The organism is Ruegeria sp. AM4 (genome assembly GCF_056540665.1).
On the sequence record NZ_JBQFXD010000009.1, the window covers coordinates 127,406 to 154,208 of the forward strand.

A 26,803-nucleotide genomic window follows, 5' to 3' on the forward strand; every position below is an offset into this window, starting at 1 on the left:
AGCATTTTGGTCGATTAATGACGGACCTTTACAGAGTATCTGTCAAAAGCCGGGTCAATGGCCGAAATCGAATACGCGGAACACGGAACACGCAATCGCGGCGCGCTGGGCACCCGGCTGGTGGGTGGCATCGCCTATGCGGTGGCAGCCGCCTGTCTGTTGCCGATGGTGGCCGTGGTTCTGGCGGCGGTGACCGGTGGAACGGATACGATCTCGCACCTGCTGGCAACGGTTCTGCCCGAATACACCGTAACCACCATAATCCTGGTGGCGCTGGTGTCGATCGGCACGTTTTCGATTGGCGTCGGGGCGGCATGGCTGGTGACCATGACCCGTTTTCCCGGGGTAAAGCTGTTCGAGATTGCATTGGTCCTGCCTTTGGCCTTTCCAGCCTATGTTCTGGCTTATGCCTATACGTTCATTTTGGATCACCCCGGCATCGTGCAGACCACCTTACGGCAGGTGATGGGCTGGGGGCCGCGCGATTATTGGTTCCCGGAAATCCGCTCAACCGAGGGTGCGGCGGTTATGCTGATCCTGGTGCTTTATCCTTACGTCTACTTGCTGGCGCGGGCGGCGTTTCTGCAGCAAAGTGCCACCGCCTTTTTGGCCGCGCGCGCGTTGGGGCACAGCCCTTGGGCAGCCTTTTGGCGGGTGTCGCTGCCGATGGCGCGACCTGCGATTGCCGGGGGCGTGCTGCTGGCGGTGATGGAGACCATCGCCGATTTCGGAACCGTCGCCTATTTTGGCGTGCAGACCTTTGCCACCGGCATCTACACCAGTTGGTTCTCGATGGCCGACCGGGCCGCAGCGGCCCAGCTTGCGCTGTGTCTGCTGGGTTTCGCACTGATCATGGCCGTGGCTGAACGTACCCAGCGGGGCAAGGCAAAATACTATCAGGCGGGAAAGCGTCACGTGGGGATGACTGCATCCCGGTTGCGCGGTTGGCAATCGGCAACGGCGATCACATTGTGTGCAGTTCCCGTTGTTCTAGGTTTTTTGCTGCCGGTAATCATCCTTGTGCAGATGGGTATGGAATCCGAACAGAACCTGTTTTCGCGGCGCTATGTCGGATTTGTCCAGAACTCGTTGATTCTGGCGGGCACGGCTGCGGTGATCACGGTCTGCGCTGCGATAAGCGTAGGTTTTTTCCAACGTCTGCGGCCTGGACCCGGTGCAAACGCCGCCGCCTATCTGGCGCGGCTGGGATATGCGGTGCCCGGAGGGGTTATCGCCGTTGGCCTGATCGTGCCTTTCGCGGGTTTTGACAATGCGCTGGATGCGTGGATGCGTCAGACCTTTGATGTGTCGACGGGTTTGCTGGTCACCGGGTCGATCTGGTTGCTGGTGGCAGCCTATATGGTGCGATTTCTGGCGGCAGCGCTCAGCGCTTATGAAGGCGGGCAGAGCACCGTTCATTCCAACATGGACGCTGCAGCCAGATCGCTGGGTCAGAGTCCTATAGGGACGTTGCGCCGGATCCACCTGCCGATCTTGACGCCATCGCTGCTGACCGCGTTGCTGATCGTTTTCGTGGATGTGATGAAAGAACTGCCCGCGACTCTGATCATGCGCCCGTTCAATTTTGATACGCTGGCGGTTCAGGCGTATCGGCTGGCTTCGGACGAACGGCTTGAAGGCGCGGCGGTGCCGTCCCTGGTCATTTTGGCGGTAGGTCTGTTGCCGGTCATTCTGATCTGCCGACAGGTGGGCCGACGGTAACAGGGACCGTTCAAAATCCGTCATCCGGTTGTTGCGGGCTTGATTCCATTTCGATTTCCGGCAAGGCTTGGGGTATGAACATGCAGCCTCCTAGCCGGTTTTCCGCAAGCCAGGCCCAGATGCCCGTCGCGTTCGACCGGCGCGAGATGTCCCAGATCCTGTCCGTTTATGGCCGGATGGTCGCCGCCGGAGAATGGCGTGATTACGGTATATCTAACCTGCGGGACATGGCGGTTTTTTCGATTTTTCGACGTACGGCCGAACACCCGATCTATCGCGTGGAAAAGCACCCGCGCCTGCGGTTGCGGCAAGGCATGTACTCTGTCATCGGCATGGACGGGCGCATACTAAAGCGCGGACATGACCTGCGCGCGGTATTGCGGGTGCTGGAACGCAAGCTGATCCGGGCGGTTGATCCGGATTAGAGCCGCTTTCGCGCCGTGACCGGCCCATCCCCCTGTTGTTCGATCCGGGCGATGGCCTGGTCCATCGGCTCAAATGCAACAGCCATGTGATAGGCATTGGCATGCAGTAGCAGGTTGTCGCCCGCGACCCAGGCAATGTGGCCTTTCCAAAACAGCAGATCGCCTCGTTCGGGTGATGCGCCTTCAGGCAGGGGCGCGCCAAGTTCACGCTCCTGATCAATGCTGTCGCCGGGACAGTCGTGACCGCAGGCCAGAAGCCCGGCCTGCACCAGCCCCGAACAGTCCAGCCCAAATCTGCTATTGCCGCCCCAAAGATAGGGTGTTCCAAGGAATTGCTCGGCCACGGCAACCGGGTCGTTCAGGCGGGTATAGGCAGGCACGGCGTGAACGCGCGGAATATAACCAAGCTCGGTTTCCAGAAACCCGTCCTCTTCCGCTACGGCCCGGATCTTGCTGCCAAGGCTAAGCGAGGCAAGGTCGGCGCTTTTCATGTCGGGCCGTTCATAGGCGTGTGTCGCGGGGGCCAGAATCCAATGGGTTTGCGGCGACAGCCCTCCAAGCTGATCAGAGGCAACCCAACCGACATAGCCATCCTTGTCCGAGATGATCCTGGCCCAACCGTCGTCTTCCTCGGTCACGGCAACCGTATCGCCATAGAGAAGCTGGCGGACGCGCGGGCCGTCTGGCTTGCGCATGATGTCTACGACAGGTCGAACAACGCGTTGCTGGGTCATAGGTTCAGAATCTCCGGCAGGGCGGTCAGCAGCGCGCGAGGACCTTGCCCAAGCCCGCCCTTGCTGCGCCCGGGTTCCTTGCTGCGTTGCCAGGAATAGATGTCGAAATGCAGATACCGGCAGTCGCCGACAAAGCGCCGCAGGAATAGGGCTGCGGTGATTGATCCGGCAAACCCGCCTGCCGGCGCGTTGTCGAGGTCGGCGATCCCTGGCTCGATCAGCGCCTCGTAAGGGGTGTGAAACGGCAGCCGCCAGACAGGGTCTGCTGCTTGATCCCCGGCACGGTGGACGATCTGCGCGATCTGGTCGTCGCTGGAATAAAACGGCGCCAGGTCCGCACCGACAGCCACCCGCGCCGCGCCGGTCAGCGTCGCCATCGAGATCAACAGATCGGGCTGTCCTTCTTCTGCCAGCGCCAGCGCATCTGCCAGAACCAGACGCCCTTCGGCATCGGTGTTGTTGATTTCGACCGTCAGCCCATTGCGCGCGGTCAGGATATCACCGGGCCGAAAAGCGTTGCCCGCCACGGCGTTTTCTACCGCTGGGATCAGCACCCTTAGCTGCACCGGCAGGTTCAGCGCCATGATCATGCGCGCCAGTCCCAGCACATTGGCAGCACCGCCCATGTCCTTTTTCATCAAACCCATGGCAGCGGCCGGTTTCAGGTCCAGCCCGCCGGTATCGAAACACACCCCTTTGCCAACCAAAGTGAGTTTGGGCCCGGCGTCACCCCAATTCATCTCGATCAGGCGCGGGGCCTGCTGCGCGGCGCGCCCGACGGCATGGATCATGGGAAAATTGTCTTGCAACAATGCGTCGCCCAGCGTGACCGTGCAAGTTGCACCAAAGCCCTCTGCCAGATCCTCGACCACCTTCTGTAACTGGTCCGGCCCCATATCGGCGGCGGGCGTATTGACCAAATCGCGCGTCAGCGCTTCGGCGTTTGCCATGGCTTCGATCCGGGCAGCATCAATGCCATCAGGCGCGATCAGCGCGGCCTTGCCCGGCGATTGGGCCACATAGCGGTCAAAGGCATAGCCGGTCATCAACCAGCCGAAACACTCGACCTCAAATTCGGTGTCGGGCAGGCCCGAGGCGATACGATAGGTGCCTTCGGGCAACCGCTCGGCAGCGGCGGCCAGCGGAAACCGCTTGCGCGCGCGTTTGTCCGCGGTGCCATAACCGGCAAGTGCGCGGTCCGGCGTTCCGTCAGGCCCCGGCAGCAGCAAAGTCTGGCCCAGAGCACCCGTAAACCCGTTTGCATTAACCCATGAGCCAACATCGTCGGGTTGCTCTGCCAGCCAATCCTTCAGATCGGATTGTGCGATGACGTGAAGCGCAACGGATCGATCACCGGGCGGCGCAAAGGATACAGTCATGGGCGTTTCAACCTGTTTAACCTGCGCCAACCTTATCCGCATGCGCCCGACCCGCAACCCCTGTCAGACGATCAGATCCTGCTGGTCCCACACGGCCGTCAGCGACCGTTCGCCGACGCGGATCAATCTGTTCAGCGTCGCGCCCGTGGCCACCGCATCACCGGCATCAATCGTCTGCGCCACGTCGGCGGCCACGCGGGCCAGCGCTGTCATTCCGATCTGATCCGATATGGCCACCAGCGATCTGGCGCATTTTCGCAGGCCGGTCCAGTCGCGCTGCCGCCAGAACCGTTCGCAGTTCGAAAGGCGCACGGCAAGCTCCTCGATTGTGCGACAGAGCACATCCATCGCGTTCGCGTCGCCCAATTGCCGGTACAGTCCGTTCAAGCGGTCCGGGTCCAGCCGCACGGATTCCTTCTGTTCAAGTGTGATTATCTTATCCACCACATTCACCCCAAATTGCACGCCCCCACGGCGTTTCACGACATTCGCGCGCAACCCTTTTCATTTCCTTGCTGCAAAGCTTGATAATGTCTCGAATTTTGCGAGAATTCAGGCTAGAGCAGCGCTCAGGACAAAAGACAGGGACACCCAGAATGGAACGCGCGAAACCTCTGCCAGCATATCTCGTCAAACGCTATCACGGCTGGAAAGCCACCACATACGAGGAAAACCAGGTCTGGTATCGAAGGCTGGCGACCGAAGGTCAGCGCCCACGTGCCATGGTGATTTCCTGTTGCGACAGCCGGGTTCATGTGACGTCGATGTTCGGTGCCGATCAGGGGGATTTCTTTATCCACCGGAATATCGCCAATCTGGTTCCGCCGTATCTGCCGGATGGGGATCATCACGGCACCAGCGCGGCGATCGAATACGCGGTGACCGCGCTGAAAGTGGCACATGTGATGGTGCTTGGCCATTCGCAATGCGGTGGGGTTCAGGGCTGCATCGACATGTGCAAGGGCAATGCGCCCCAGCTGGAAGCCAAAGACAGCTTTGTCGGACGCTGGATGGATATCCTCAAGCCGAAATACGACCTCGTGTCGGATATCGAAGACAGCACCGAGCAGGCGCGACAGTTCGAACGTCAGGCGGTGGTCGCGTCGCTGGAAAACCTGATGACCTTTCCATTTGTAGCCTCAGCCGTTGAAGAGGGGACGCTCAGCCTGCACGGGCTATGGACGGATATCGGCGAAGGTGGATTGCAGTATTACGATCCGGCGGAAAAAAAATTCAACGTTGTCTAGACGTGACCAAGAAACCAGGCGCGGAGCAGGTCTCTGATTCCGCGTCGTTTTTTGCTATGATGGCCGCATAGATTTTGGATTCGGAGCCAGGCTCATGAAATTTTTCAAACGCGTTTTTCTTTTCCTGATTGTACTTGTTCTGGTTTTGGCGGGCATCTCGTATCTGTTGCCCGGCAAAGCCGAGGTATCGCGCAGCATCACGATCGATGCGCCCGCGTCGGCGATTTTTCCTTACGTTAATTCCATGCAGGAGACCGAGAAATGGTCGCCCTGGCTGTCTCGTGATCCCGAAACCAAACTGTCCTATTCCGGGCCGGAATCCGGGGTAGGCAACACACTGAACTGGAGTTCCGAGCATCCCCAGGTCGGAACCGGTTCGCAGGAGATCATCGAGAGTGTCGACGATCAAACCGTCAAAACAGCGCTGGATTTTGGCTCGATGGGTACGGCCACAGCGTCGTTCGCGTTGCAGTCCGAAGGGTCGCAGACGCAAGTAACGTGGGGCTTTGAGTCCGATTTGGGCATGAACCCCATGTCGCGCTGGATGGGTTTGATGATGGACAGCTGGGTTGGCGGTGACTACGAGCGTGGTCTGGAGAACCTGAAAACCCTGGTCGAACAACAGCAGTAAGTCAGGCACCCGAGGTTTCGGGTCAGGGCTGTACGAATCCGAAACGGCAAGTCGTCGCTGACACCAACCGGATGCGCGCGGTTTTTCGCTGCTAACTGCCATCCGAAGATTTGGCAATTGGGTTGGCCCAGCTCATCGCTAGGGTCAAAACGCCCCAATAGCGCCACAGCCGAGCCACAGTTTTGCAAAATCACCCTCTGAAAGTGCAGCAACGCCGAAAACAACAGCGAGCGGGCAATATGCTATCGGACTACATCATCGTTGGACCAAAGCTTGAAAGGTGTTTTCGGGCCAGCGAACCCAGGGTGATCGCGGCGCTGACCGGGGTCTACTTCTCGGCGCTGCTTCTGGGAGTGATCCTGTTGAAACTCGTCCACCATACCCTGGATTTGCCGAGTTTGCCGTTCCTGTGGGAACTGCTCAAGTCACTGTGCAGCTAATTCGTATACCTTCAAATAGGCGCTGGGGGGTCTATGGAACGTTGAGTTGGACGGCAATGTGCCTTTTGGGCGGCCCAAACACCAAAACACTGCATAGCGGCTATTGGGTTACTGACTTACAACGGCTTTCACCAAGAAAACTTCTGTGTCCGTACGGCGACAGCTTTGCGCGGGCGACTTCACAGTAGTCTATTTTTGGAAAGCCATCTGTGTTTTCTGCTAACTTCAGGCCTTCCAAATAACCCTTCAGTTTTGAAAGTATCTCATGGACAAGCTGTTTTCGTTGAACATAGCAAATCCGTTAGGAGACAAGACGTATCATCGCCGCCACCAGGCTCGGAACCAGACACGACGCGAGCTGATAATCAAAAACTGCAGCAAAGGTGAGCGGAGCCTCGATATCGGCTGCAACCAAGGTTATTTTTCCAAAGCCCTGTTGGACCAGGGGCTTACACAGGCAGCGGACGCGATCGAATATGACGAAAGCATCGTCGATCCCGGATTGAAGGACGATGCAAGGTTCAGGTTGTTTGCTGGAAACGCCTTGGACTTTGAATTCGAACAAACCTACGACACAGTATTATACTGTGCCGTTCACCATCATTTGCTCGGTAAATTCGGCTATTCCGAAGCCATGCGTTTCTGGCTCAGGGTTGTCGAGCACGCCAGACGAGAGGTCATCTTTGAAACCGGCCAGTTGGGGGAAGGATCGCGATGGTACTGGCAGCGCGAGCTTAGAAAATACTACACATCCGACGAAGCCTACCTGTCGGATATGTGTCGTTCGGTTGGCGAACGCCTGGACTCGGTTGAACTGATTGGAAGAAATCGGATTCACGGGATCAACCGATGGCTTCTAAAGTTCAATTTGAAGGAAAGCGACGAACGCCGTCACGCAGAACCCGTGACCGATGCAATCACCATCGATGAAAGCTTTCAGCGCACCGTCGGATCAAAGAAACAACGTCTGGTCAGCGAGAGCGAACCAGTGACAACCGACGCAACATACGTGCACGAAGGGGTGTCGTTCAGGACTGGCACAACTCAAGAAGGCGCGCGCGTTTTTCTGAAACAGCATTTGGCACCGGAGAAAACATGCGCCGAGGCCGAGATCGGCCGTCAGGTTGATGACCCTCGGTTTGTTACGCCAATTGGCCTTCACGACGAGCAAGCGCTGGTTTTTCCCTTTATCGACGCGGCTCATCTGGATCGGTTTGAGCGACACCAGATCACAGACAAAGCAGCGATGTCCGATCAGCTAAAGTCAATGTACACCTACGCTGCCAAGAAAAACATCACCGTGCATTTCGGGCCCTCAGCGTCGCGAACATTGGCCGAGTTAATAGACATGCACCCAAGCAACCTATTTTTTGATGCGTCGAGCGGTGAAGTCATGTGCTTTGACCTCGAACTGTTCAGCTTGGACAATGCTCCACGCAACGGGCTGCACCTGTCGCGATTGCTTTGGAGATACGGCTCGCGCAATCCGCGATGGCTCGGTTTGATGGTTTCGCTTTGGGCGCGGTACGTTGTTCATGTCGTAAAACAGCTTTTCAAGACGCCCGAACGGCGCATCGTCGAAAACACGGTCAGCCCACTTGGCTGGCTTGTTGTAAAGGTAAGGGAAGCGCTGGATGCGGCAATCATAAGGATACTGCCTCGGTTCAAGGAATAAAGACGACAGCGGGGTTTCTGGGACCAGATGCAAACTTTTTCAGATGTTTGAAGTGCCAACTCCATGCATTCCTTTCCAAGGTCGAATAGTGAGCGCAGATTTGGGGACGGCAAGCGGATCAAAATCTCTACCCGTCACACGCCGCCGGAAAGAAATGAAGCTGGCTTTTTGGGGATGCCTCAAACGCAAACACGTGCCACTTCGATTTCATTGTGGTAAAGCCTGCGCGGGTGGTTTGGTTTGTTAGCAGGTTGAATAACAACCGCTTTGAACATCTATGGTTAGCAGACCTTGGACCATCGTAAGTGCGGCTGGGCATTGCTCACGACTGCTGGCAGAACAAGAAAAAACTGCACTGTTCGGAACAATCACGCGCTATGTAAGTTGTTGTTTTCTTTTCTCCATACCTGTTCCAAAAAGGTACACAACTTACTGATCCGAAAGCCAATTTAGCGACAAAACGAACTTTTTTGCTCCGGGCAACGCTCGGGACTGGATTATGTTTATTCTCGAAAAGTTTCGCCGCCCAAGGCAGCCAAATAAGTCTTCCGGTGGAGTGTTGATTGCTTAACCAAAAACCGCAGCGAGGATGTCATGCGTTGCAAGGCAGGCTGTCGCAAGATGGCGAAGACGCAATCATCGTCAGTTGCGCAAATGCATATAGCCACGGCGCAGTCCAACGCGATGGGTTTTTGTGCTATCATACTCGTCATTCAATTCTAGGTAGTTTTGCGCCGGATCAGACCTGATCGACGGTGCTGTAGCCAATGAGGGTTCAGAATGTCGAAATTTGATACATTATGGGAAAACCATCCCGCCAATCAGACGCCCCCGTTGATAGAACCCTGCACGACTGATGGTTCTCCGAATTTTACGAACCAGTGTTGTATCCGATTGGGGGTGGCCCTTACGAAATCGGGGATAAAGATTTCACGTTACCAAGGCGTGTTTTGTTGGCATGGCCACGGCAAAAAACACCCTTTGCGCGTCGAAGAGATGAAACTTTGGCTCAATTCGGATCACGCAAAATTTGTTGGCAAAGCTAAGATATCCAGAGCCAGCCCGGGCGTACTGCAAAAGACGTTCGCCGACTACCTAGGTAAACGAGGTATCGTCGCGTTCATCAACTTTTGGGGCGAAGGAAATCAAGGGGATCACATTGACCTTTGGAACGGTGAAAGTGTTGCTCATGGCAGCCGGGATTACTTCGAGCGTTCAGAGCAGATCTGGTATTGGAAAATGACGTGAAGCGGTTTTCCCAAGCGCTGACTTTGACACTGGCAGCATGTTTTTTGGCAACCCCGGCGTTCTCGCAGGAGCTTGTGGTCGAATTGGCAACGGTAGAGTCGAACGACGCGGGTACAAAGTGCATCTTTAAGTATCGTACCGATGGCTCAAAGCAGCAGGCTTTAGAGCTTGAGCTTGAACCCCCATGCACATTTGCCCGGCCAACGTCTGACCTGTCGCCAAACGCAAACGAAAGCGGCGCGCCCAGCGGTGCCAGAAAAGCGGCGGCTTGGCGATTTAGGAATGGTGACCTGGTCATTCCGGTTATCGGCGATCCGATCCCCACCGAATGGCATAGCCAAGAATTGTATCAGCTGCGAAAAAGCCAAGGATTGACATGTGGCGCAAGTCTGCAAGGCGTTTTGGTTGATGCAAAAGGAATTAGCCTTACCCCAAAACGTGAGCGCGTCGGTCTGTTTTGCGAAGAATTGGGTGTCAGCGCAAAGGAGGCCTGGTTGCTAGCAGCCCCACAATAGACCTCGGCTTCAGCTAACATGCGCCTCATCGCCCTGTGCGGTTTGATGGCTTACTTTGGACCGAGTTGGTCAAGTCCGTTCCGCAATGTGGGAAAGCCAGGGTGAATAATTTTCGCACCCTTCCGGTACGGTCAGAACCTGACTTTCGAGCCAAACCAACAGCAAGGCCGATGTATTGGTTCGCTCGACCTCTCTAACGCGCGCGAATTTCCTGTGGGAATTGTTTCCTTTGTCAGAATTCGGAATGGACTTAAGCTTGTCTCGAAATATGGGCGCCTGAGCGGCATCCAGAAATTTCCGGCTCTAGCGACCACCTCAATTTTCACAGCGCGTTCAAAGGAGCAACCCATGCCTAAACTTGATCCTCAGACCCAAAAGAAGGTCACCACATTCTGCAAAAAAAAGAAACCTGCTGCCGTAAAACATAGCGCACAGAAAGCGAAAAAACGTGCCGAAACAGCCCTTACAAAAGCGAAGTGGTCCGTAAAACAAGCACCGGCGCCCGAGAAAAAAGCTTATGCCGAAGTAGAGAAAGTGCTTGTGGAAATGTGCGCTGAAGAAGGGTTAGAGGAAGTGCAGAAGGCAATGTCCGACCCAAAAGTGGAAAAGGCTAAAAAAGAGGTGAAGGCAAAGATTAAACAAAGGGTAGGTCAAATTCAGAAGGCCAAACAGCGTGTCAAGAAAGCGCTAGCGAAGCTTCCACCGAAACCAGCACAGGCCGTCGAAAAAGAACTGGATTCAACCTTCAAGTCCGCGCTGAAATTTTGGAAAGAACTCGAGTCTGATGCCAAGAAAGAAGGTCTTGCCGGTTGATTTTTCGGCAATTCTCTGCGGAGCCAGAAATACGCCCGTCAGGCACAACTAGGCGGTTCCGACGCTTGACCCGGTCCCTTCCCCAAATCGCGCTCACAGACCTGCGTAACGAGGTTTTGGGGAGTGGAAAAACGTAATCTGTCGTCATAGCGTAGGTGCTATTTTACGCGTTTTCTGGGTCCGTGGTATCTTCAATGAATGGCATTCGCTCGGTAATTCTCCCGCACGACCATTGCGGCGCTCAATCTCGGAAGCCACCTGGTCTCGGCCAATGAATTGGCGGATTGTCCAGGCCACATATGCCCAGTGTCGGTTTCCGGATCCATGTCTGCCCCGCACGGGGTGTCGCTCGGCTCGGTCAAATCGTGATAAGTAAAAGGGCGCACCCACCACAAGCGCGCCCTTTCACTGGGAGGATATTGTAAATTTTGCGTTCTCAAATACACCAACGCATACTCGTTAATGCCCTCAATATGGCTGATTCCGCTTGGGCCGTCAGTGACCCAATTCACGCAGCAAGATTTGAATTGGCATCCTGCCGAATACGGGGTCGAATATGACTGGAGGATCACAATGAAGAACCCAGAAAGCTTCGAAAAGTTCTACTTCGCCAAAGTTGGTATGGGTGAAGCCTGCGGATGCGCCGAGCGGATCATAGATGTCTTCGAGTTCAACCGACGGGGTGGTTCGAAATCGAAAAAGCAGCTTATCAAGGTGGATCGTAAGCGACGTTCCTTTCGGTCCTGGGCGGTGAAATACGGCTTGCTGAGCCGCAAACGTAGCTCATAGGTTTCAATGCAAGCCGAGGGGAACTTAGACTTCAAAGTCGACGTGAATGTGGTTGCCGTCAAAATCCCTTAGGTTGACCTGCACAATCGGCATTCCCGGCACTGGATCGACCGTGTGTGCGATACCCATCTCTCTCAGTTTACCGACAAATTCGTCGAAACCCTCAGACTGAAAGGCGAAGTGCTCTAATGACGGGTTGGCGCCAATTGCAGGCTCCTCAATCACTCCGACCAGATGCACAACTGCCCTGCCATTCAGATAAAGCCACGCGCCTGGAAAATCGAAATCAGGTCGATTGCCCGGGGCAAGGCCCAGTACTTCCCCGTACCACTCAACCATTTTTTCGAGATTGGCGGTACGCACGTTTACATGGTCAAAAGCTAGCAGTGCCATGCTGGATGCATACCAGTTCCTCAATTGGAATACACATAGAATGTGGGTCTTGAGTGATGGCGCAGTCATCTGAGTATTGAGGAACTGCTGGAGGGCCAGTCTGAGCAAATCACCCAGAAGGCCGTCGAGTTGGCTCTTCAGGGCGACAGCACGGCCCTGCGTCTTTGCCTAGAACGGATAGCACCCACGAGAAAGGATGCGCCGGTGAATTTCGGCCTACCACCCATCAAATCAGCGGCGGACGCCTCTGAGGCAGCACGGGCGGTGCTACAGGCCGTTTCTCAGGGTGAGGTAATCCCCGCGTTCGTTGCAGTCAGCCAAAGCGGTCAGCACTTTTCCAACGCAGTCTTGCACAGACCGGCACTCAGCTTTCACTGGGTGGTGGGTTTGTCGGTCGGTCTCGACGAGCGGCCGTTTCCGAGCCAAGTACATAACCACTTATCGCGCTCAAAACAGCAACCACAGCATTGGGGTCAATTATACCTAGCAGGCCCAACAGAGATGCGGAGAGAACGATTAGAATTGTCGTTGCAAACTTAAGAAGCTGCATCTTTTCTGCGAGAAGTCCAATTTTCTCGATACTTCCATCGGCGTTTTTCCAGAAAAGGATGCCAAACACCACCGTTAAACCGCTTGCCAATATCGCAAATCCGACAAGTGAAGCTGTCAAAATCAGTTCAATAATTTCCTTAGTAATCTCCATTGGCATCTCCTTGGCCAAAGAACAGGCGTATTAAATGCAATCCGTAATCGTCATCGTACTACGATTCCGAAGCTTGATGCGCACCAATCTCGGATTCTCTCAATGTTCCCTTTAAAGTTCTGCTCTGTTCTTGCTTTCTACGAGGTAATATAATACCTTTTGTCCAAAGTGATGCTGGCAGAATTGACAGGGGCAAGAGAAGAGATGGAAGGCAGAAAAACACTCATAGTCACCCGTTGCGGCGCGCGCACTGCGGACGGCCCTTGTCAGGAATTGCCAATCAACAGCACTGGCCGTTGCCGCCTGTACGGTGGGCTATCGACGGGTTCAAAGACGCCAGAAGGCCGCAAGCGTCAGTCGGAAGCACAGATTGCCCGCTGGGGGATGCTGCATGCCGCACTGAACGCTTACCAAGAAGCGGATTGCGCACAATGACTGGCATTGACCTCGAACTTACCGACGAAATGAAAACGCGGGTTGCGGCCACGCAATTAGTTGCCATGGCCTGCGACCGCTACCCGCCAGATATCATCGATTGGGCACCTTGGCTGGATACATTCATCGAAACCAACTTGGACCCACAAATCACAATGGCGGCATTCAGAGCATACGCCAAGCTCCACTGGCAGCTTGAGACGCATTGTTCCGTTTTTGGCCCGCACTGAAAAGGAATAGATAGATGGAATTTACAGAGGCAAAAGCGATGAACAGGAAGGGGATTTTTGGAAATATGTCGCCCCGTACCGCAACTATCAATTAAGGCTTGGGACACGGTCTAATGCAGTTAGATGCTGGGCGAATGCCAAACCTTGCGCCTATGTATTCGCGGCTTCAACAGCAGGACCGACACGCCCAAATGCAAGAGGCGATTGGCCCTGCGCTTGAGCGCATGGACCCGGCATACCGGCAAGTCCTGGCCTCGATGCCCCCATCTTTGGCCGGGCCGTACATCATGAAGATGATGGAACCGCAGGCACCACAGAAAGGCGTTGTGGTTGGCAATCGGTTGGTGAATCCCGTCACTGGAGACGTCATCGCCGACTACTCGGGCGAGAAACAACGCCGCATAGTAGCCGGGGCTGATGGTTTCCAATACTACGAGGATGGTTCACGGGTCCTGCCGAACGTCGAGGCTCAGCAGGAAGGCTGGCGTCGCCTGACGCCTGAAGAGATGCAATCCTTGCCAAACCTGGACCCGAACAAGTCTTATCAGGTCGGCGTCTCCGGTGCGAACAAGGGCAAGATTGTCGAGGTTGGCGGAAACGGAACCCATGTAAACGTCACAACTGGCGGCTTGGTGAGGACCGCTATCTCTATGGCAACCAAGCGGGTCTCCCTCAAGGCTGGCGCTATGACCGCTAGAACGACATGGCAGAACCAATTCCGGGCGGTCCAGCAGCAATTGAGATGCAGGCGAACGCTGAAAAAGAAACGAACAAGGACACGCAGACTAAACTGAAGCTGGGCACAAGCCTCACATCTATTGGCTTGAACCTTGACGAAATTCAAGACGGCGGCTTGCCGGTTACGGGTGCCGTAGATGATTTGCGGCGCACTGGGTTTGGTCAACTTCTGACGGGCTCCGATGCTGTAGACTTTGGCAACCGGACAAACCAAATCACGGACTCGGCGGCATTGGCAGAAATCCAAAACATGCGGGACAACAGCCCAACAGGCGGGGCAGTCGGAAACCTGACCGATGGAGAGCGCCAGGCAATCGGCAATGCGGTGACTGCGTTGAACAACTCGACCAGCGCCGAAGAATACGCCCGCGCGGCCAATGCCTACCGGATACTCGCCCTCGACCTCGCCTATGGAGAGGGCCGGTGGCAAATGCTGGCTGATGGTACAGTTGAGGCGGTCCCTGAAGGGGCGCAGAACGCGACTCCGACGGGGACAGCAGGCAGTTCTGACTATACCACAATGGAAATCAACGAGCTGAACGCCATCGACATAGACACTTTGACGCCAGCCCAGCAAAAGGCCCTATCGCGTCGCTATCAGGAGTTGGGATATTGAGCGGAGACCCCAAAACAGACTTGCGCCTGCGTCAGCTAAAAGCACAACAGGCAGCAGCGCGCCAGGCTCAAAGCGGGCCGCAGGGTGATGGCTCCACAGTTGAGACCTATACCCCTTCACTGTTTGAGCGCGCCATGACCGGCTTGCGCCAAAGCGGATGGGTGCCCCGTGCTAACATCCGGGACTTCGAAAGCATCGGTGCTGGTGTTCGTAGCGCCGCAGATAGCCGACATATTGACTAGTGGGATACTGCCGCCGCAAATCCGCCATGCCGTCACGTCGGCACGGGGGCCGCTCAAAGGAATTATGGCGCGGGCATTGATGCTGAGTACCACAGGACCAGGAATTAGTACGGAGACAGTTCAATGAACCCGCTATTTGGAAACTTCGCTGGCAAAGTTGCCCGACCTAATATCTTTTCGAGGCTAAAATCCGCGTTTACGTCCAATCAAGCTAACCCCTTCGGAAGCGGCATATTCGGCAGAGAGATTGGGCAAGCGGGGACCGTTGCTGGGCAGTACGGGCCGGGCGCTCACGCATCCCCGATTGTCGCTCAAACCCAACAAGGCTCCAAATGCATTCTAAATTTCGATGAGCTTCAAACGCCTGAAGCCTTGCGAAACAGGGCGATTGCTGGAGTTGGCGAGGAGTTTGTTGCGTTGGATGAAGAATTCAACCGTCCGACACCGGCTCAGTTCGCCCCGATGCAGGGACAACCAATCCAACCGGTGCAGCGTGACCCATTGCTAGCCTACCTGCAATTCGCTCAATCCATGGAGCGGCGTTAGTTGAGGGCGGTGTAGAGTATCCAGGCCCCGTAAAGCGCGGGGCCAATAATTCCACCGACAGCGCCTAGGCCAATGAAAGTGTAACCAAGCCAGGAAAGCTGATTGTCCGTATCGATTAGCATTTCCCGGAACGCCCAGTAGCCCAAGGCAATAACAAACGCAGCGGCCATTGCAACGCAATAGAGTTGGAAAATAGACAGGTCAGCAACAGTCATGCCCTCAACATGGGCACCGGCAAACAGTGTGTAAAGCGCTGAGGGGTAGCTAGACCCGGAATACCCAACAATATCAATACCTGTTCCCGCGTATCCGCTAAATGCAATATTGACTGTAAACTGGTCAAAGCTCCTTGAGGATTCAGACTAGAGCTGCGGTCCATGCGCGGAATCTCGCTTCGATAACCGGACAAAGTTCCGATCACTGAACTATTTCCTTTGCTCCGTTAGTCAGACGCCGTATCAATGAAATCTCAGTATTGAGTTCTGTTTTCCGAGCGCAAAACACTACCCAGGTAAGCGCTGCTTGATTTTGTGAGTTGAATTGTGACTGAGTTTAACGTGGCTGGAGAGCCCAGTAGGCCTTCCCAACCAAACCTTCCCGTCCTACGGCCAACGTTTCTGAAAAGTCTAAATGGCGAGCTCACTGCTGCCGAACTTCCACAGCTCGGGTTGCTGCAAGTGAACCGGCTAAAGGGTGAACCAGAGCCTGCCTTTCGCCAACGCGTTCATCTTGAGTTGGTGAAGATGCACTTCGAATGGTCCGGGCCATTTTATGAGTTGCTCGACACCCCAACGTTGAAAGCCTGCAAGAATGCAATTGAGACAGTGCTTATGACTCACAAATCAGATCCGCACACGACGACGCACGATAGTGGCGAGTTTTATTTTCGGCAGGAGTGACATTGTCGTTTAAACGAGGTGCGACGCGCCAAACTCGTACCCCCTCGTTGAAATCGCAATCCCATCAAGGCGCGCCGCGTCTAACTGATATATGTGTTAAGTGTTCCAAATACGACCACTGGATGAAATCAACGGCAGCGCGCCAACATTCAAAAAACGCAATTCGTATAACGCCAGGTTGGTGTGTAGGTCGTGGGGCGGCACGCCGTACTAGGTAACCCCCTCAAATCCAGTCGAAATAACTAGAACGTGCTAAAATCAAGACATACCGCCCACCTGGCCAATATCGCATTGCGGCAAAATTGTGTCCACGACTCAATGCGAAACTTACAGTTCGCACAGTGGAAACAAACCGTTTCGCTCAAAATTCCCGCTTTACGGGAATCCCCCAATATCGCCTGACTCGTAAAATACGTAGTGTAGAAGCAGAAATACCACTCACCCCCTCGAGACTAGGAGCGGGGTTGGCTTCTACCCCCTCAGCCAGCCCTTGCTCTTGTTCCAGCTAAGCGCCTTGTCCAATCGTCTTTAAACTGCTGCCCTAGTCTGTGCGTTCGTTGCAGTCTCCCAGCGCTGTCATGACTTCTCCAACGCTATCCTGCACGGACAGGTCTTCCCCAAACAATTTGATTGTCGTTCCACCAGTCCTGGTAAGGCCTTCGTAGTCTGGGCTCACCATTTGAATCTTATCCACCCTGATTAGAAATTCATCGCTGTTGAACAAAAAACCTTTAAGCCAAAAAGTTCCCGCTAAAAACACGCACTCAATCATCGCTCAACTCCTTTTCGTTTAAAATCATACTCCTTCGATGAAGAATTCGAACCCCGAGAGCGTTAATTCTTTGCGAGTAGCACGTCGCGCCATCAACAAAGTTCACCAAACGTTCGCGTGATTTCGCTATGCTCTCAGGATGTGCGGACGAGTCGGCAGACCCGGAATGACATGATCAGAGCTATATGCTCTGCAAAACTGGATCGTGAATGGCGTTCCCATTCCAAATGAGCGTGATCCGAACGCCAAAGACCTTTCGATGAGTTGGAACGTCAAGCCCACTCAGATGCAGGACATTGGCTTTCTGCGAGATGACCAGTCCTTCAGTACCACAGCCCGTTGGTGGCTTGTCCCGCGCTGGTTCAAGGGTGATGTGAAGGAGTGGAAGCCCACCACATTCAACGCAAAGATAGAGACGGCAAACGTGCTGGGTTCGTACCGAGTGGCATGGAACCACAGCAGATGCATCATTCCTGCCAGCTTTTACTATGAATGGACCGGACCAAAGGGCGCTAAGCAGCCTTGGGTTATCAAGACTGAGACCAATGATCCCTGCATGTACTTTGCGGGATCGTATTCAAAACTGAAATCCGGGCTGCACACTTGCACGATACTGACGAGACCGGCCCTGCATCAAGTTGAACACATCCACGGTAGGTCGCCGGTTATACTTTCCAATGAGAACCTGGTGCCTTGGATGTCGGGCGAGATTGACCACGACGCGGCACAAGAGCTTGGAACCGAATGGGAAGGCAGGATGAGCTATCACAAGGTCTCGCCCATACGCAGAGACGATGATGGGCCGGAGCTGATCGAGGCTTTTGACGCCTGATGGCAACACTCAGCAGATCCCGGAAGAAACCCGTCTGCACCTAATTTCTGTCTAGGTGACAGACTTCACTGAACTCCAGCGCAGAGTCGGTCAAATCTGCCAATCGAAACAATGGAACACTTCCGGCCAAGGAGACATAAAGTGAAGATTGAAATCAACGAGATGGCTAAACTCGAAAAAGAGGCCGACCAAATTGGAGCAGCTATTGTTCGACAGGCCAAATTCATCGACCAAGCTGAAAAGGCATCTCCAGCGGCGAAGAAGATGCTGGCTCCGTTTAAAAAGGCCCTCACTGTCGCAATGAAACAAGGCAAGGCTGCGCAAAAGGCCATCTCTACTGCCAAAAAGAAAAAATGCGCTGACCCAAAAGCCAACAAAGAGCTACAGGTTCAGGTATCGAAGGCTGCAAAAACTGCCTCTGCGGCACGGAAATTGCTCAAACACGAAGTAGCGCACGTTGTGCAGCAGGCCGTCCCCAAAGCAAAACCGAAGGAGATGGAGAAGACCTTCGAGCAAAAGCTGAAGTTCTGGAAGAACTTTGAGAAAAAGGCCAAGTAGTACTGATGCAGATGGGGGCACTCAGTGCCACAGAGCCCCCAAATACGCCCGTCAGTCACAACAACGGGTTGGTCGTCCCGACTTACCCGTCAAACGCCTGTAGCCAGCTCACAGGCCCGCAATTCGCGCTCAGTCAGTCGCAGTAGCCGGTGTTGCCTCTTCAACACCTACGCCCACATCCCCGGATCTCATGGCGGACAAACCTAGGACGACCACAATAATCACAGCCGCAATAATCAGAAAGTTCCTATTCATATTCGTCCTCCCAAATCAGCGAGTGGCGTGTAATGGTACAGAGCGTCACGCGGAAACGGGCTGTTTTTTGTACTTGTCGTTTTCCTCGTATCGCTCAACCGCCTTTAGATACTCGTCCAGCTTGCGGCCTTCATCTGTGTCTGGGTCTGAACCCCAGAGATATTCGATTTCCCGAAGCGCAGCGTGATAGTCAGTTGGTGTGCGGACAAAGGTCATGGCAATGCCTCAGAGTAGAATGAAACGTTGGGTGCCTACCTGATAGATTGCATACCCGAAAACGCGCGATTCTGACAGGCGGCATTCCCGACACGGCGAAGACTGGCCTAAAGTCACGCAGCCATCATCTATTTTCGACTTGAGTACGCGAACCCCAAGAACTCAGCTTTTTGGCCCAAATGTCGGCGTGTTCCTGATAGATGTCCGCTCGGTTGCCAAAGAGCGCCATGAGTTGGCTTCCCGCCCACAGCGCGATGTGTCTCTCTGCATCGTTGTCTCCGAGACTGTAGGCGTGGGAAACGACTGTTTGGGTTGTAGCGGGAACGTGCTTCATCAGTGCCTCACCTGGATACTTGCTTAGTACATCAAACACCCTAGCAATCAAAGAACAGTGAAGTTTGACACTCGCGCGGCAAGTTTTGGGAGGAAAGTTAAAGAAAGTCTGTCGTACAGATAGTCAGTTCTGACAGTGTCGCTGCGAGTCTCATCCGAACCGCGTTGGGACGATGGGCTCAAGGATCCCCTTCCGTGAGTGACAACCCGCAGCGACCAAGCGCATATGGTGGTTACATTTTGAGACATAAGGGGGAAGAAATCGGACTTGGCGTCACAATTGTCTGATAGCCAAAGAAAAGGGGCGCACCCACCACAAGCGCGCCCCACCAAACTAATTACCAATAACCAGCGTTCTCAAATACACCAACGCTTACTCGTTAACTGCGCCTACTTTGGGCCATTCCAACGGGGTCGTCAGTGATGCGGGTTACACAGGCCAGAATACTCTGAGGCCCTGGCCTCGGAACGCCAATGTCTCCAATGCGCATCGATGGCAGCAAGGCGGACAAAGCTGTCATTGGCTCGCAACCAATATCCGCTTGAGCCAATCCAAAAAAATTTGAGCTGTTCCTGCCAGTTTCCCGTCGCGATGAATTGCGTAGTAGGCGCTTTCCAATTCAGGTGGTGCGGCCAAACTGATGAGGCTGCCGTCGGCCAAATGATTACGCACTGTCACTTCCGGTCCTACCAGCACACCGAGTCCCATCAGCGCGGCTTCAATCTCAAATCTTCCGCTCGCTGGATCGACCTGTTTGATTTGCTTTGGGTCACAACCAACCAAGCGCACCATGTCCTGAAAAACACTTCCACCAAGAGTCCGGTCCAATATCCACGGCAATTGCGACAAGTCGGTTTGCCCGTCTCCAACAAGCGCTGGAGAGGCATACACAATCATCTGTGTATCAAGTAATTTTGTTTGCCCAAAACCGTCAAAGATATGGTCTTTCCCCGCTCCACGGATCACAATATCGAAGCGCTCCAGATCAACTGGTGCAGAATTGCCTTCGGGTGAAAAAGAAACTTGAAGGCCAGGGTACTGCTTCCAGAAGTCACCAAGTGAGGGCAGGATCAAAGTATCAACGAAGAAGTCAGTCGTGGACACCCGTACGCCTCGCGTCGCCCCCTGTAACTTCATGTTGTCGATCCCACGAGCAATCAGAGCAAAGCCCTCAGTAAGTGACGCTGCCAACTGCATACCCTCATTCGTAATCGCAAGACCCCGGCCCTCGCGGCGTACCAGCGTTGCGCCAACCTCCGCCTCTAGATTTCGGACATGCTGCGCGATGGCTGCCGGGGTTACATTGAGGGCTCGTGCCGCTGCGGAGTATCCATTCAGTCGCGCGGTGGCCTCAAATGCTCGGAGCATGCTAAGCGACGGGATTTCACGCCAGTTGATCGTCATTCCGATTAGTACCTGAACTTAAAGAATTCAAAATATTTGCGACTCACGCTTTACCGTTTTTAACTGCAAAATGGGCTCATCTAGCCTTGAGGGTCAAGAAAACATTTAGCCCAGATACGTTATCAGGCGACCCTACGAACAGAGGAGTCAATCAAATGTCCCTTGCAAAAATCAACGCGACCGCTCTCGCTGTCATCTGCAATACAACACTTGCACTTGCGGAAACGCCCGCCGACACGGCAAGCAAAGCCCATGATGCCTACCTCGCGGCAATCAATTCAAACGACCTTGGAGAGGTGCTGGCGACCGTAACCGACGATGTCGTCTTACTTGCCCCAAATTCTCCTGCAATCGAAGGAAAGGAGTCCGCCAGTCCTTGGATCGCTGGCTATTTCGAGCATTTCGAGACCCAGTGGCAAAAGACGCCATTGGAGTTCGTAGTGGCCGGGGATTGGGCGTTTGAGCGTTACTCATACCGTGTCGTGGATACACCGCGCAACGGTGGAACAAGCGTCGTCGATACGGGCAACGGCATAAACATCTATCGTCTTGAGGAAGATGGTGTCTGGAGGGTGGCTCGCGACACCTGGGCTTCGGACCAAGCGTTACCAGTGACCTATGATGGCATGGGACCATTCTGAATCTTGGGTCAGCCAAGTTGGCAGTCAATAGGTTTGAACCGGGCTTTCGCGGCTCGCAAGCCGCATTCTCTACTGAAGACCCGGTTCAGACCTTCCAGCAAATAATAGCCTGAATTTTCTGCTTTGGGCTCATCGCGGAATATCAAAGTATGTGGTTGTTGTAGATTTCGGGGAATACACGCACGAAGCTATCCCCTCGACTTCGTAGCCACAACCAACCCAATCCCATCGGCAGCTTCGTGAGTTGTTAATTGCAGGCTGATTGCCCAGCGTACATTCCAACACCTGCGCCCGCCGCTGTTGCCAGGGTCTTGCCTGTTCCGCCACCGAACCGGTTCCCAACCACTCCGCCAAGGGCAGCGCCACCCAGGATACCTGCAGCACAGCGAGCGTCATGCTGTACCTGCGCCTGAGTTGGCGTCGTCGGTGCCCCACATGCAGCCAGGAGCAGTGAGATTCCAAGCGCACAGGCTATCATTGCTTTGCTCATCTCAATTGCCTCTCAAATTCCCGAATTTGTTATCTGAGTAGGTGGCTCTTGGCGGTCTATTGTACAAGGCATCAACGTCTGATTGGTTTGAGGTTAACCAAATCTTAATGAAGGAACTCTTTGCCACCCACTATTTCTTTGTCAAAGCCACGCCAGCACCTTTGGCAGTTTCGCCCTCATCCAGAAACTGAATGCCTTGAGCTTCGAGGGCAACTCGGATCGCCTTTGCGGTCTCTTTTCGACCCCCCACTGGCCCGTCGTTGGTTTCAAGTCTGGCTATTGTGGGATAAGACACCCCTGAGCGTTCGGCCAAGTCTACTTGCGACCAGGCTAACAATGCCCGTGCGGCTTTGATTTGCCTTATTGATAGAATTTCTATTGACATTTACACCGCTCGTTATGATATGATTTCTATCAATACCACAACCGGAGGAAACAGCAATGACTGAACAACGCGTTTGCGCGAAAGGGGAAGTTTTACCCTATCCAAGAATAAGCTGAACCCGCGCTGAATTGCAGCAAGAAGCGCTCATCATCGAATGCATGCTTGACGCCTCAATTGCGCTGGCCAGTGGCATCGACGGTCGTGATAACATGGTCGAGGTCATGACTATGGCGCAGGAGCGAGCCCACAATCTCAACGTCGCCTTGGATTCGGTGAATGAGCCGGAGTTGGTGTCATGAACGATACATTCGCACTGTACGAGGCTGAATATTCCAAGTCTGCAGAGGGCAACTGCTACGCCATTTTCAATCTTTGCCGCGTCGGCATCGCTGCAAGTGATTCAGCAGTGAACATCGACCTGGCAAACAAGGGTGGCTACGACGCGCTACTTGAAGCGATCGTTGAACTGGCGGCGGATGCGATTGAACGCCTTGAACTTGCTGCATCAGAGGTAAGAAAAGTGCAGAACAAAGCAGCCTAAATTTTGAGTACCAAAGAAGGGCGCGGCATTACCTGCGCCCGTTTTCTTTTGTGAGATTTGATATGAGTTTTTATACCGTCAACCGTCACTGGTCGGACCAGTTCTTGCCCGAGATTACAGCGAGTGAATTACATAAAAGATGAACTAGGCATAGCTTGGTACATAGCGCGCTAGACGATTTGCTTGATCCTCATCGCGTGGCTTGATCTTCCCCGCCTCAATAGCATCACGAATAACGTTCGAAATTTGAGGGTATTGCCTTTGCGGGCGACCAAAACGCTCTCTAAGAGAAGCGTTGCTCATAGGATCATTTTGCTCAAATCTCAAACACGCATGTTGGTAGCAAGCTCAAATTCTCTCTTCCGGCGTCATATCCGCAAATTTCTTCGTCATGAAAACAGTAACGACTGTTCGAACCTCGATGGATTGAAAGAGCGGCGGGGGTAAGACCGCACTCTCAATAGCCCGTATCGCTCGGTCAACGCCGCTCCCACGCTCCCCGCACAAACCAAAATCACGCATAAGCTTACCGAACTTTGCATTTCTGCTCTTAGATGGTGCGTCAATAAAGCGCTCAGGATCGACCAACGGTTCACCGGGATTGGATATTTTTTTCTGTCTGCGAATATTTCTACTAGCGGGCCATCACCGACCTCCACCAAATCTTGGTGAACAATGGAATTTGCTAAGAATTCTCTGATGCTAACCTCAGGGATTTCATAGACTGTTCTCCTGACGCCCCCCGACATATCCTCAGACTGAGGGACACTATCCATGACGTAAGCTAGTAAAGCTTCAAATGTAGTTGCATACCCGCGATCACCATGAATGTCTGTGTGCGCTTCGAGCTTGTCTACTCCGTCGTACGTGGTAACGCGGACGCCTTTACGAACAAGACTTGCGTAATCACTTAGTTTGTTAGCGCAAGCCAGAGCAAGAAGGGCAGTTACGTCATATCCCCCTTTGTTATCATTATGAACAAGTCCGTGCTGGAGCAAAACATCTAATTTCGGATTTCACTTACTTCGCGTTTCGCCAGACCGTGAGCTAATGGGCTAACATCAAACCTTCAATAGATCCCTGAACGGTCGATGTGCCGCAGAACCTTTGTGTCCTCCAGGCAAAAACGTGATGTATTTGTCCAAACGACACGCGCTCTGTCAGCGTTTTTGTTTAGTTTTTGAAGTGCGTCACCAATTCTGATGTAGGGATCGCCCTTGAAATGAACCGGTTCACGGTAACCGGGTTCAACGCATAACAGCTGAACATTTTTCCCATCGAGCTCTAAGGCCTCGATAGAGGTGTTCGTTTGAGGGCTAATCGCTCTGTTTAGCCAATGGATGAATTCGTCGTTGCCTACCATTTCAGACGAAATATCAAGGCCGGTGCCAATAACCTCACGTGTATTGTCATCCAACCCCCAAACGATGAAACCGTAATCAACTCCTTCGTACATTGCAGAGTTTGCTAGCGCTGAAACGTACTTTCCAACTCGCTCTGCATCAAATTTGTTCGAGTTAAGTTCAAGCGTATCTGTTTCTCTGGGAAGGCCTTTCAAATGCTCAATCAAAGCGGCCTTATCATGTACGGAAAACACCATTCGTCCTTAGTTTACCTCCAGGGTAACTTTCCTGAAATTAGAACATCACTTGGACGGCCACTGCAATAGTTGCAGGCTTATCCGAATCCATCCCGAAGCAAATTGGTAGCAGCAAAGGTAATTCAATCTCCCTGCTTGACATTTCAAAATCATACTTAGGCTTAAGCCCGCACGTTTTTTGGATGGATCGCATGAGAACGGTGCAAGGTGGTTTCAAGGGTGGATAGTAGTCAAACGATATCAATCATGTAATTGATAATATTGGATTTTTACGGGAGAAATGGTGCCCAGGAGAGGACTCGAACCTCCACGTCCATACGGACACTAGCACCTGAAGCTAGCGCGTCTACCAATTCCGCCACCTGGGCAGGTGTCGTGGAGGGGCGTTTAAGCCGACTGGTGGGGCGCGTCAACCGGATTCGGGAAGAAATTTGAAAGTTTTTTTACTGCGCGCACAGCCCTGTCGCACGGCAAGTGAGCGCGGCGTTATTGCGCCTTGTTTGAAGCTTGCGCCGATAGTAGATCAGAGGGGCAGAGACAGCAGGAGCGCCAACATGTCCAAATTGGTCACGATTTATGGTGGGTCAGGCTTTGTTGGCCGGTACATTGCGCGGCAAATGGCGGCCGAGGGCTGGCGCGTGCGGGTGGCTGTTCGCCGCCCAAATGAGGCAATGTTCGTCAAGACTTACGGGGTTGTCGGGCAGGTCGAACCGGTCCTGTGCAATATCCGCGACGATGCTTCGGTGGCGTTGGCCATGCAGGAGGCGGACGTCGTGATCAACTGCGTCGGCGTTCTGAATGCGCTGGGCAAGAATGAGTTCGGACCGGTGCAGGCCGAAGGGGCCGAGCGGATCGCGCGACTGGCTGCTAAAAGCGGCGTTTCCCACATGGTTCACCTGTCTGCCATTGGCGCGGATGCCGAATCGAACAGCGAATATGCCCGCACCAAGGCCCAAGGCGAGGCGGGTGTTCTGCGGCACATGCCGGATGCTGTCATCCTGCGCCCCTCGGTCATTTTCGGAACCGAAGATCAGTTCTTCAACCGCTTTGCGGCGATGACGCGATTGGGGCCGGTTCTGCCTCTGGTCGGTGCCGAGACGCGGTTTCAGCCGGTTTATGTGGATGACGTGGCGCGTGCGGCTGTCTTGGGTGCCCTTGGGCAGGCAAAAAGCGGCGTTTATGAACTAGGCGGGCCCGAGGTCAGATCCTTCCGCGACCTGATGCAGCAGATGCTTGGGGTGATTCACCGCCGTCGTGTTGTCGTTGGAATGCCTTTCTGGGCGGCGCGCATCATGGCCGGCGTTCTCGATATAGCAAAGTTCGTCAGCTTTCAGCTGTTCCCGAACCATATCCTGACCCGCGATCAGGTCAGAAATCTGCGTCAAGACAATGTCGTTTCCGATGCGGCCAAAGGGTTCGCGGATCTTGGGATCGAACCGGCGACGATGGATTCAGTGTTGCCCGAGTATCTGTGGAAGTTCCGCCCCTCGGGGCAGTATGATGACATTCAGAACTCGGCCAGCAACCTGCGTATCTGATCAGCTGTAAGCAATGAACAGCAGGATCAGGCCAAGGACGACCCGGTAGATCACGTAGGGCGTGAAACTGACGCTGCGCAACAGGCGCATCATCAGGGTCAGGGCCAATAACGCAGAGAGAAAAGCAAAGATTGCCGCGATGGCCCCGTCTTTGGCCAGTTGAGCATCGGCGCTGCGGAAAACCTCGACCGACAACAGCGCGCCTGAGGCCAGAATGGTCGGAATGGACATCAGCATGGCAATGCGGGCCCCGTCTTCGCGGGTGTAACCCAATTGACGTGCGCCGGTGATGGTAATGCCGGACCGCGAGGTTCCGGGGATCAGCGCCACCATCTGCCACAAGCCCATGACGATCGCATCGCGCAGGCTCCAATCCGATGCCTGTTTGGTTTGCGGCCCTTTCTGATCCATCCAATAAAGTAGCAGCCCAAACCCCAACATGGCCCAGCCGATCACCGCAATGGATCGCAGCGATTGCCCAAAGCCGGTAAAGTACAGGACCGCTCCTGCCAGGACAGTGGGAATCGTGGCCAGAATCAAGCCCAGGGCCAATCGGGACTGCGGCGTATCCGTTCGACCAGCGAGGGCGGCAGGCAAGCCCGCAACCGCTTGTTTCACGTCGTTCCGGAAATACAGGACGACCGCGCCAAGCGTGCCGACATGCACTGCGACATCGATCGCCAGCCCTTGATCTTTCATTCCGGTCAGGCCGGGCAGCAAGATCAGGTGGCCAGAGGAAGAGATCGGCAAAAACTCGGTAATACCTTGTATTATTGCCACGAGAATCAAATGAAGAAGACTCATCAAACCTGCCGAA

Annotated in this window: 35 protein-coding genes and 1 tRNA gene; 22 read left to right on the forward strand and 14 right to left on the reverse strand. The window is 54.1% G+C overall.

The features are described 5' to 3' along the window. Positions 1-57: 57 nt before the first annotated feature. Both ACR0JA_RS16615 and ACR0JA_RS16620 read left to right on the forward strand, forming a co-directional pair. Positions 58-1,722 (forward strand): ABC transporter permease, encoded by a 1,665-nt coding sequence (locus ACR0JA_RS16615; protein WP_480577270.1) that lies wholly within the window; start codon positions 58-60, stop codon positions 1,720-1,722. Between the two features lie 74 nt (positions 1,723-1,796). Then, positions 1,797-2,147 (forward strand): DUF2794 domain-containing protein, encoded by a 351-nt coding sequence (locus tag ACR0JA_RS16620; RefSeq protein ID WP_480577273.1) that lies wholly within the window; start codon positions 1,797-1,799, stop codon positions 2,145-2,147. On the opposite strand, the gene ACR0JA_RS16625 is transcribed toward ACR0JA_RS16620, so the two are convergent. From ACR0JA_RS16625 to ACR0JA_RS16635, 3 genes are all read right to left on the reverse strand, one after another. Then, complete coding sequence (locus ACR0JA_RS16625) at positions 2,144-2,881, reverse strand: C40 family peptidase (RefSeq protein ID WP_480577276.1); 738 nt, start codon at positions 2,879-2,881, stop codon at positions 2,144-2,146. The two genes, ACR0JA_RS16620 and ACR0JA_RS16625, sit on opposite strands and share 4 nt — an antisense overlap. Beyond that, positions 2,878-4,260: a leucyl aminopeptidase family protein gene (locus ACR0JA_RS16630; RefSeq protein WP_480577279.1), complete on the reverse strand. Its 1,383-nt coding sequence runs from the start codon at positions 4,258-4,260 to the stop codon at positions 2,878-2,880. Before ACR0JA_RS16630 ends, ACR0JA_RS16625 begins: the two co-directional genes overlap by 4 nt. A gap of 63 nt (positions 4,261-4,323) precedes the next feature. Beyond that, complete coding sequence (locus ACR0JA_RS16635) at positions 4,324-4,713, reverse strand: hypothetical protein (RefSeq protein ID WP_480577433.1); 390 nt, start codon at positions 4,711-4,713, stop codon at positions 4,324-4,326. A gap of 143 nt (positions 4,714-4,856) precedes the next feature. Here ACR0JA_RS16635 and ACR0JA_RS16640 point away from each other — a divergent pair, with 143 nt between their 5' ends. The 8 genes from ACR0JA_RS16640 (at position 4,857) to ACR0JA_RS16675 (ending at position 11,618) form a co-directional block, all read left to right on the forward strand. Next, positions 4,857-5,507, forward strand: coding sequence for a carbonic anhydrase (locus ACR0JA_RS16640; protein ID WP_480577282.1), 651 nt, complete (start codon positions 4,857-4,859; stop codon positions 5,505-5,507). Between the two features lie 94 nt (positions 5,508-5,601). Further along, positions 5,602-6,138: an SRPBCC family protein gene (locus ACR0JA_RS16645; protein ID WP_480577285.1), complete on the forward strand. Its 537-nt coding sequence runs from the start codon at positions 5,602-5,604 to the stop codon at positions 6,136-6,138. 239 nt (positions 6,139-6,377) lie between these two features. Then, positions 6,378-6,578, forward strand: a complete 201-nt coding sequence (locus ACR0JA_RS16650; protein ID WP_480577287.1) for a hypothetical protein — start codon at positions 6,378-6,380, stop codon at positions 6,576-6,578. 265 nt (positions 6,579-6,843) lie between these two features. After that, complete coding sequence (locus ACR0JA_RS16655) at positions 6,844-8,253, forward strand: class I SAM-dependent methyltransferase (protein WP_480577290.1); 1,410 nt, start codon at positions 6,844-6,846, stop codon at positions 8,251-8,253. Positions 8,254-9,033: 780 nt separating this feature from the next. After that, positions 9,034-9,501 (forward strand): type VI secretion system amidase effector protein Tae4, encoded by a 468-nt coding sequence (locus ACR0JA_RS16660; RefSeq protein WP_480577293.1) that lies wholly within the window; start codon positions 9,034-9,036, stop codon positions 9,499-9,501. Further along, positions 9,486-10,016, forward strand: coding sequence for a hypothetical protein (locus ACR0JA_RS16665; protein WP_480577296.1), 531 nt, complete (start codon positions 9,486-9,488; stop codon positions 10,014-10,016). Before ACR0JA_RS16660 ends, ACR0JA_RS16665 begins: the two co-directional genes overlap by 16 nt. A gap of 348 nt (positions 10,017-10,364) precedes the next feature. Further along, entirely contained in the window at positions 10,365-10,829 is a 465-nt protein-coding gene (locus ACR0JA_RS16670) for a hypothetical protein (RefSeq protein WP_480577299.1), read from the forward strand. Between the two features lie 573 nt (positions 10,830-11,402). Further along, positions 11,403-11,618, forward strand: coding sequence for a hypothetical protein (locus tag ACR0JA_RS16675; protein ID WP_480577301.1), 216 nt, complete (start codon positions 11,403-11,405; stop codon positions 11,616-11,618). A gap of 24 nt (positions 11,619-11,642) precedes the next feature. Here ACR0JA_RS16675 and ACR0JA_RS16680 read toward each other — a convergent pair whose 3' ends face one another. Both ACR0JA_RS16680 and ACR0JA_RS16685 read right to left on the reverse strand, forming a co-directional pair. Next, entirely contained in the window at positions 11,643-12,011 is a 369-nt protein-coding gene (locus ACR0JA_RS16680) for a VOC family protein (protein WP_480577304.1), read from the reverse strand. 364 nt (positions 12,012-12,375) lie between these two features. Continuing rightward, positions 12,376-12,714 (reverse strand): hypothetical protein, encoded by a 339-nt coding sequence (locus ACR0JA_RS16685; RefSeq protein ID WP_480577306.1) that lies wholly within the window; start codon positions 12,712-12,714, stop codon positions 12,376-12,378. Positions 12,715-12,918: 204 nt separating this feature from the next. Between ACR0JA_RS16685 and ACR0JA_RS16690 the strand changes: the two genes are divergently transcribed. The 6 genes from ACR0JA_RS16690 to ACR0JA_RS16715 all read left to right on the forward strand — a co-directional run bounded on the left by ACR0JA_RS16690 (position 12,919) and on the right by ACR0JA_RS16715 (position 15,521). Further along, positions 12,919-13,149, forward strand: coding sequence for an HGGxSTG domain-containing protein (locus tag ACR0JA_RS16690; RefSeq protein ID WP_480577436.1), 231 nt, complete (start codon positions 12,919-12,921; stop codon positions 13,147-13,149). Next, on the forward strand, positions 13,146-13,379 hold the full coding sequence (locus ACR0JA_RS16695; RefSeq protein WP_480577309.1) for a hypothetical protein: 234 nt from the start codon (positions 13,146-13,148) through the stop codon (positions 13,377-13,379). Before ACR0JA_RS16690 ends, ACR0JA_RS16695 begins: the two co-directional genes overlap by 4 nt. Before the next feature lie 113 nt (positions 13,380-13,492). Further along, the gene (locus ACR0JA_RS16700; protein WP_480577311.1) at positions 13,493-14,173 is read left to right on the forward strand and encodes a hypothetical protein; all 681 of its coding nucleotides are present in this window, start codon (positions 13,493-13,495) and stop codon (positions 14,171-14,173) included. A gap of 194 nt (positions 14,174-14,367) precedes the next feature. Then, the gene (locus ACR0JA_RS16705; protein ID WP_480577314.1) at positions 14,368-14,733 is read left to right on the forward strand and encodes a hypothetical protein; all 366 of its coding nucleotides are present in this window, start codon (positions 14,368-14,370) and stop codon (positions 14,731-14,733) included. Continuing rightward, positions 14,730-14,975, forward strand: coding sequence for a hypothetical protein (locus ACR0JA_RS16710; RefSeq protein WP_480577317.1), 246 nt, complete (start codon positions 14,730-14,732; stop codon positions 14,973-14,975). The genes ACR0JA_RS16705 and ACR0JA_RS16710 overlap by 4 nt, the downstream gene beginning before the upstream one ends. A gap of 123 nt (positions 14,976-15,098) precedes the next feature. Further along, positions 15,099-15,521, forward strand: coding sequence for a hypothetical protein (locus ACR0JA_RS16715; RefSeq protein ID WP_480577320.1), 423 nt, complete (start codon positions 15,099-15,101; stop codon positions 15,519-15,521). Here ACR0JA_RS16715 and ACR0JA_RS16720 read toward each other — a convergent pair. Further along, positions 15,518-15,736, reverse strand: coding sequence for a hypothetical protein (locus tag ACR0JA_RS16720; protein ID WP_480577323.1), 219 nt, complete (start codon positions 15,734-15,736; stop codon positions 15,518-15,520). The two genes, ACR0JA_RS16715 and ACR0JA_RS16720, sit on opposite strands and share 4 nt — an antisense overlap. A gap of 1,661 nt (positions 15,737-17,397) precedes the next feature. Between ACR0JA_RS16720 and ACR0JA_RS16725 the strand changes: the two genes are divergently transcribed. Continuing rightward, positions 17,398-18,024, forward strand: coding sequence for an SOS response-associated peptidase (locus tag ACR0JA_RS16725; protein WP_480577326.1), 627 nt, complete (start codon positions 17,398-17,400; stop codon positions 18,022-18,024). Positions 18,025-18,165: 141 nt separating this feature from the next. Further along, on the forward strand, positions 18,166-18,582 hold the full coding sequence (locus ACR0JA_RS16730) for a hypothetical protein (RefSeq protein ID WP_480577329.1): 417 nt from the start codon (positions 18,166-18,168) through the stop codon (positions 18,580-18,582). A gap of 300 nt (positions 18,583-18,882) precedes the next feature. On the opposite strand, the gene ACR0JA_RS16735 is transcribed toward ACR0JA_RS16730, so the two are convergent. Together ACR0JA_RS16735 and ACR0JA_RS16740 are read right to left on the reverse strand one after the other, a co-directional pair. Further along, positions 18,883-19,053 (reverse strand): hypothetical protein, encoded by a 171-nt coding sequence (locus tag ACR0JA_RS16735; RefSeq protein WP_480577332.1) that lies wholly within the window; start codon positions 19,051-19,053, stop codon positions 18,883-18,885. Between the two features lie 850 nt (positions 19,054-19,903). Then, positions 19,904-20,791, reverse strand: coding sequence for a LysR family transcriptional regulator (locus ACR0JA_RS16740; protein WP_480577335.1), 888 nt, complete (start codon positions 20,789-20,791; stop codon positions 19,904-19,906). A 155-nt stretch (positions 20,792-20,946) separates the two neighbouring features. Between ACR0JA_RS16740 and ACR0JA_RS16745 the strand changes: the two genes are divergently transcribed. Then, positions 20,947-21,432, forward strand: a complete 486-nt coding sequence (locus ACR0JA_RS16745) for a YybH family protein (RefSeq protein WP_480577337.1) — start codon at positions 20,947-20,949, stop codon at positions 21,430-21,432. A gap of 247 nt (positions 21,433-21,679) precedes the next feature. Here ACR0JA_RS16745 and ACR0JA_RS16750 read toward each other — a convergent pair whose 3' ends face one another. Further along, complete coding sequence (locus tag ACR0JA_RS16750) at positions 21,680-21,922, reverse strand: glycine zipper 2TM domain-containing protein (protein ID WP_480577340.1); 243 nt, start codon at positions 21,920-21,922, stop codon at positions 21,680-21,682. A gap of 130 nt (positions 21,923-22,052) precedes the next feature. Continuing rightward, positions 22,053-22,307: a helix-turn-helix transcriptional regulator gene (locus ACR0JA_RS16755; protein ID WP_480577343.1), complete on the reverse strand. Its 255-nt coding sequence runs from the start codon at positions 22,305-22,307 to the stop codon at positions 22,053-22,055. Between the two features lie 158 nt (positions 22,308-22,465). On the opposite strand from ACR0JA_RS16755, the gene ACR0JA_RS16760 reads away from it, so the two are divergent. Both ACR0JA_RS16760 and ACR0JA_RS16765 read left to right on the forward strand, forming a co-directional pair. Further along, positions 22,466-22,606, forward strand: coding sequence for a hypothetical protein (locus ACR0JA_RS16760; protein WP_480577345.1), 141 nt, complete (start codon positions 22,466-22,468; stop codon positions 22,604-22,606). After that, on the forward strand, positions 22,603-22,848 hold the full coding sequence (locus ACR0JA_RS16765; protein ID WP_480577347.1) for a hypothetical protein: 246 nt from the start codon (positions 22,603-22,605) through the stop codon (positions 22,846-22,848). Before ACR0JA_RS16760 ends, ACR0JA_RS16765 begins: the two co-directional genes overlap by 4 nt. Before the next feature lie 348 nt (positions 22,849-23,196). Here ACR0JA_RS16765 and ACR0JA_RS16770 read toward each other — a convergent pair whose 3' ends face one another. The 3 genes from ACR0JA_RS16770 to ACR0JA_RS16780 all read right to left on the reverse strand — a co-directional run bounded on the left by ACR0JA_RS16770 (position 23,197) and on the right by ACR0JA_RS16780 (position 24,816). Further along, on the reverse strand, positions 23,197-23,475 hold the full coding sequence (locus tag ACR0JA_RS16770; RefSeq protein ID WP_480577439.1) for an ATP-binding protein: 279 nt from the start codon (positions 23,473-23,475) through the stop codon (positions 23,197-23,199). Between the two features lie 442 nt (positions 23,476-23,917). Then, entirely contained in the window at positions 23,918-24,448 is a 531-nt protein-coding gene (locus ACR0JA_RS16775) for an AlbA family DNA-binding domain-containing protein (RefSeq protein ID WP_480577350.1), read from the reverse strand. Between the two features lie 281 nt (positions 24,449-24,729). Beyond that, a tRNA-Leu gene (locus ACR0JA_RS16780) sits at positions 24,730-24,816 on the reverse strand. Positions 24,817-25,002: 186 nt separating this feature from the next. On the opposite strand from ACR0JA_RS16780, the gene ACR0JA_RS16785 reads away from it, so the two are divergent. Continuing rightward, a complete protein-coding gene (locus tag ACR0JA_RS16785) occupies positions 25,003-25,986 on the forward strand; it encodes a complex I NDUFA9 subunit family protein (protein ID WP_480577353.1) in 984 nt (327 codons plus the stop codon). Here the strand turns inward: ACR0JA_RS16785 and ACR0JA_RS16790 are convergent, their stop codons facing one another. Continuing rightward, positions 25,987-26,790 carry an undecaprenyl-diphosphate phosphatase gene (locus tag ACR0JA_RS16790; protein WP_480577356.1) on the reverse strand — a complete coding sequence of 268 codons (804 nt, stop codon included), beginning with the start codon at positions 26,788-26,790 and terminating at the stop codon, positions 25,987-25,989. It lies immediately after the preceding gene. Between the last annotated feature and the right edge of the window lie 13 nt (positions 26,791-26,803).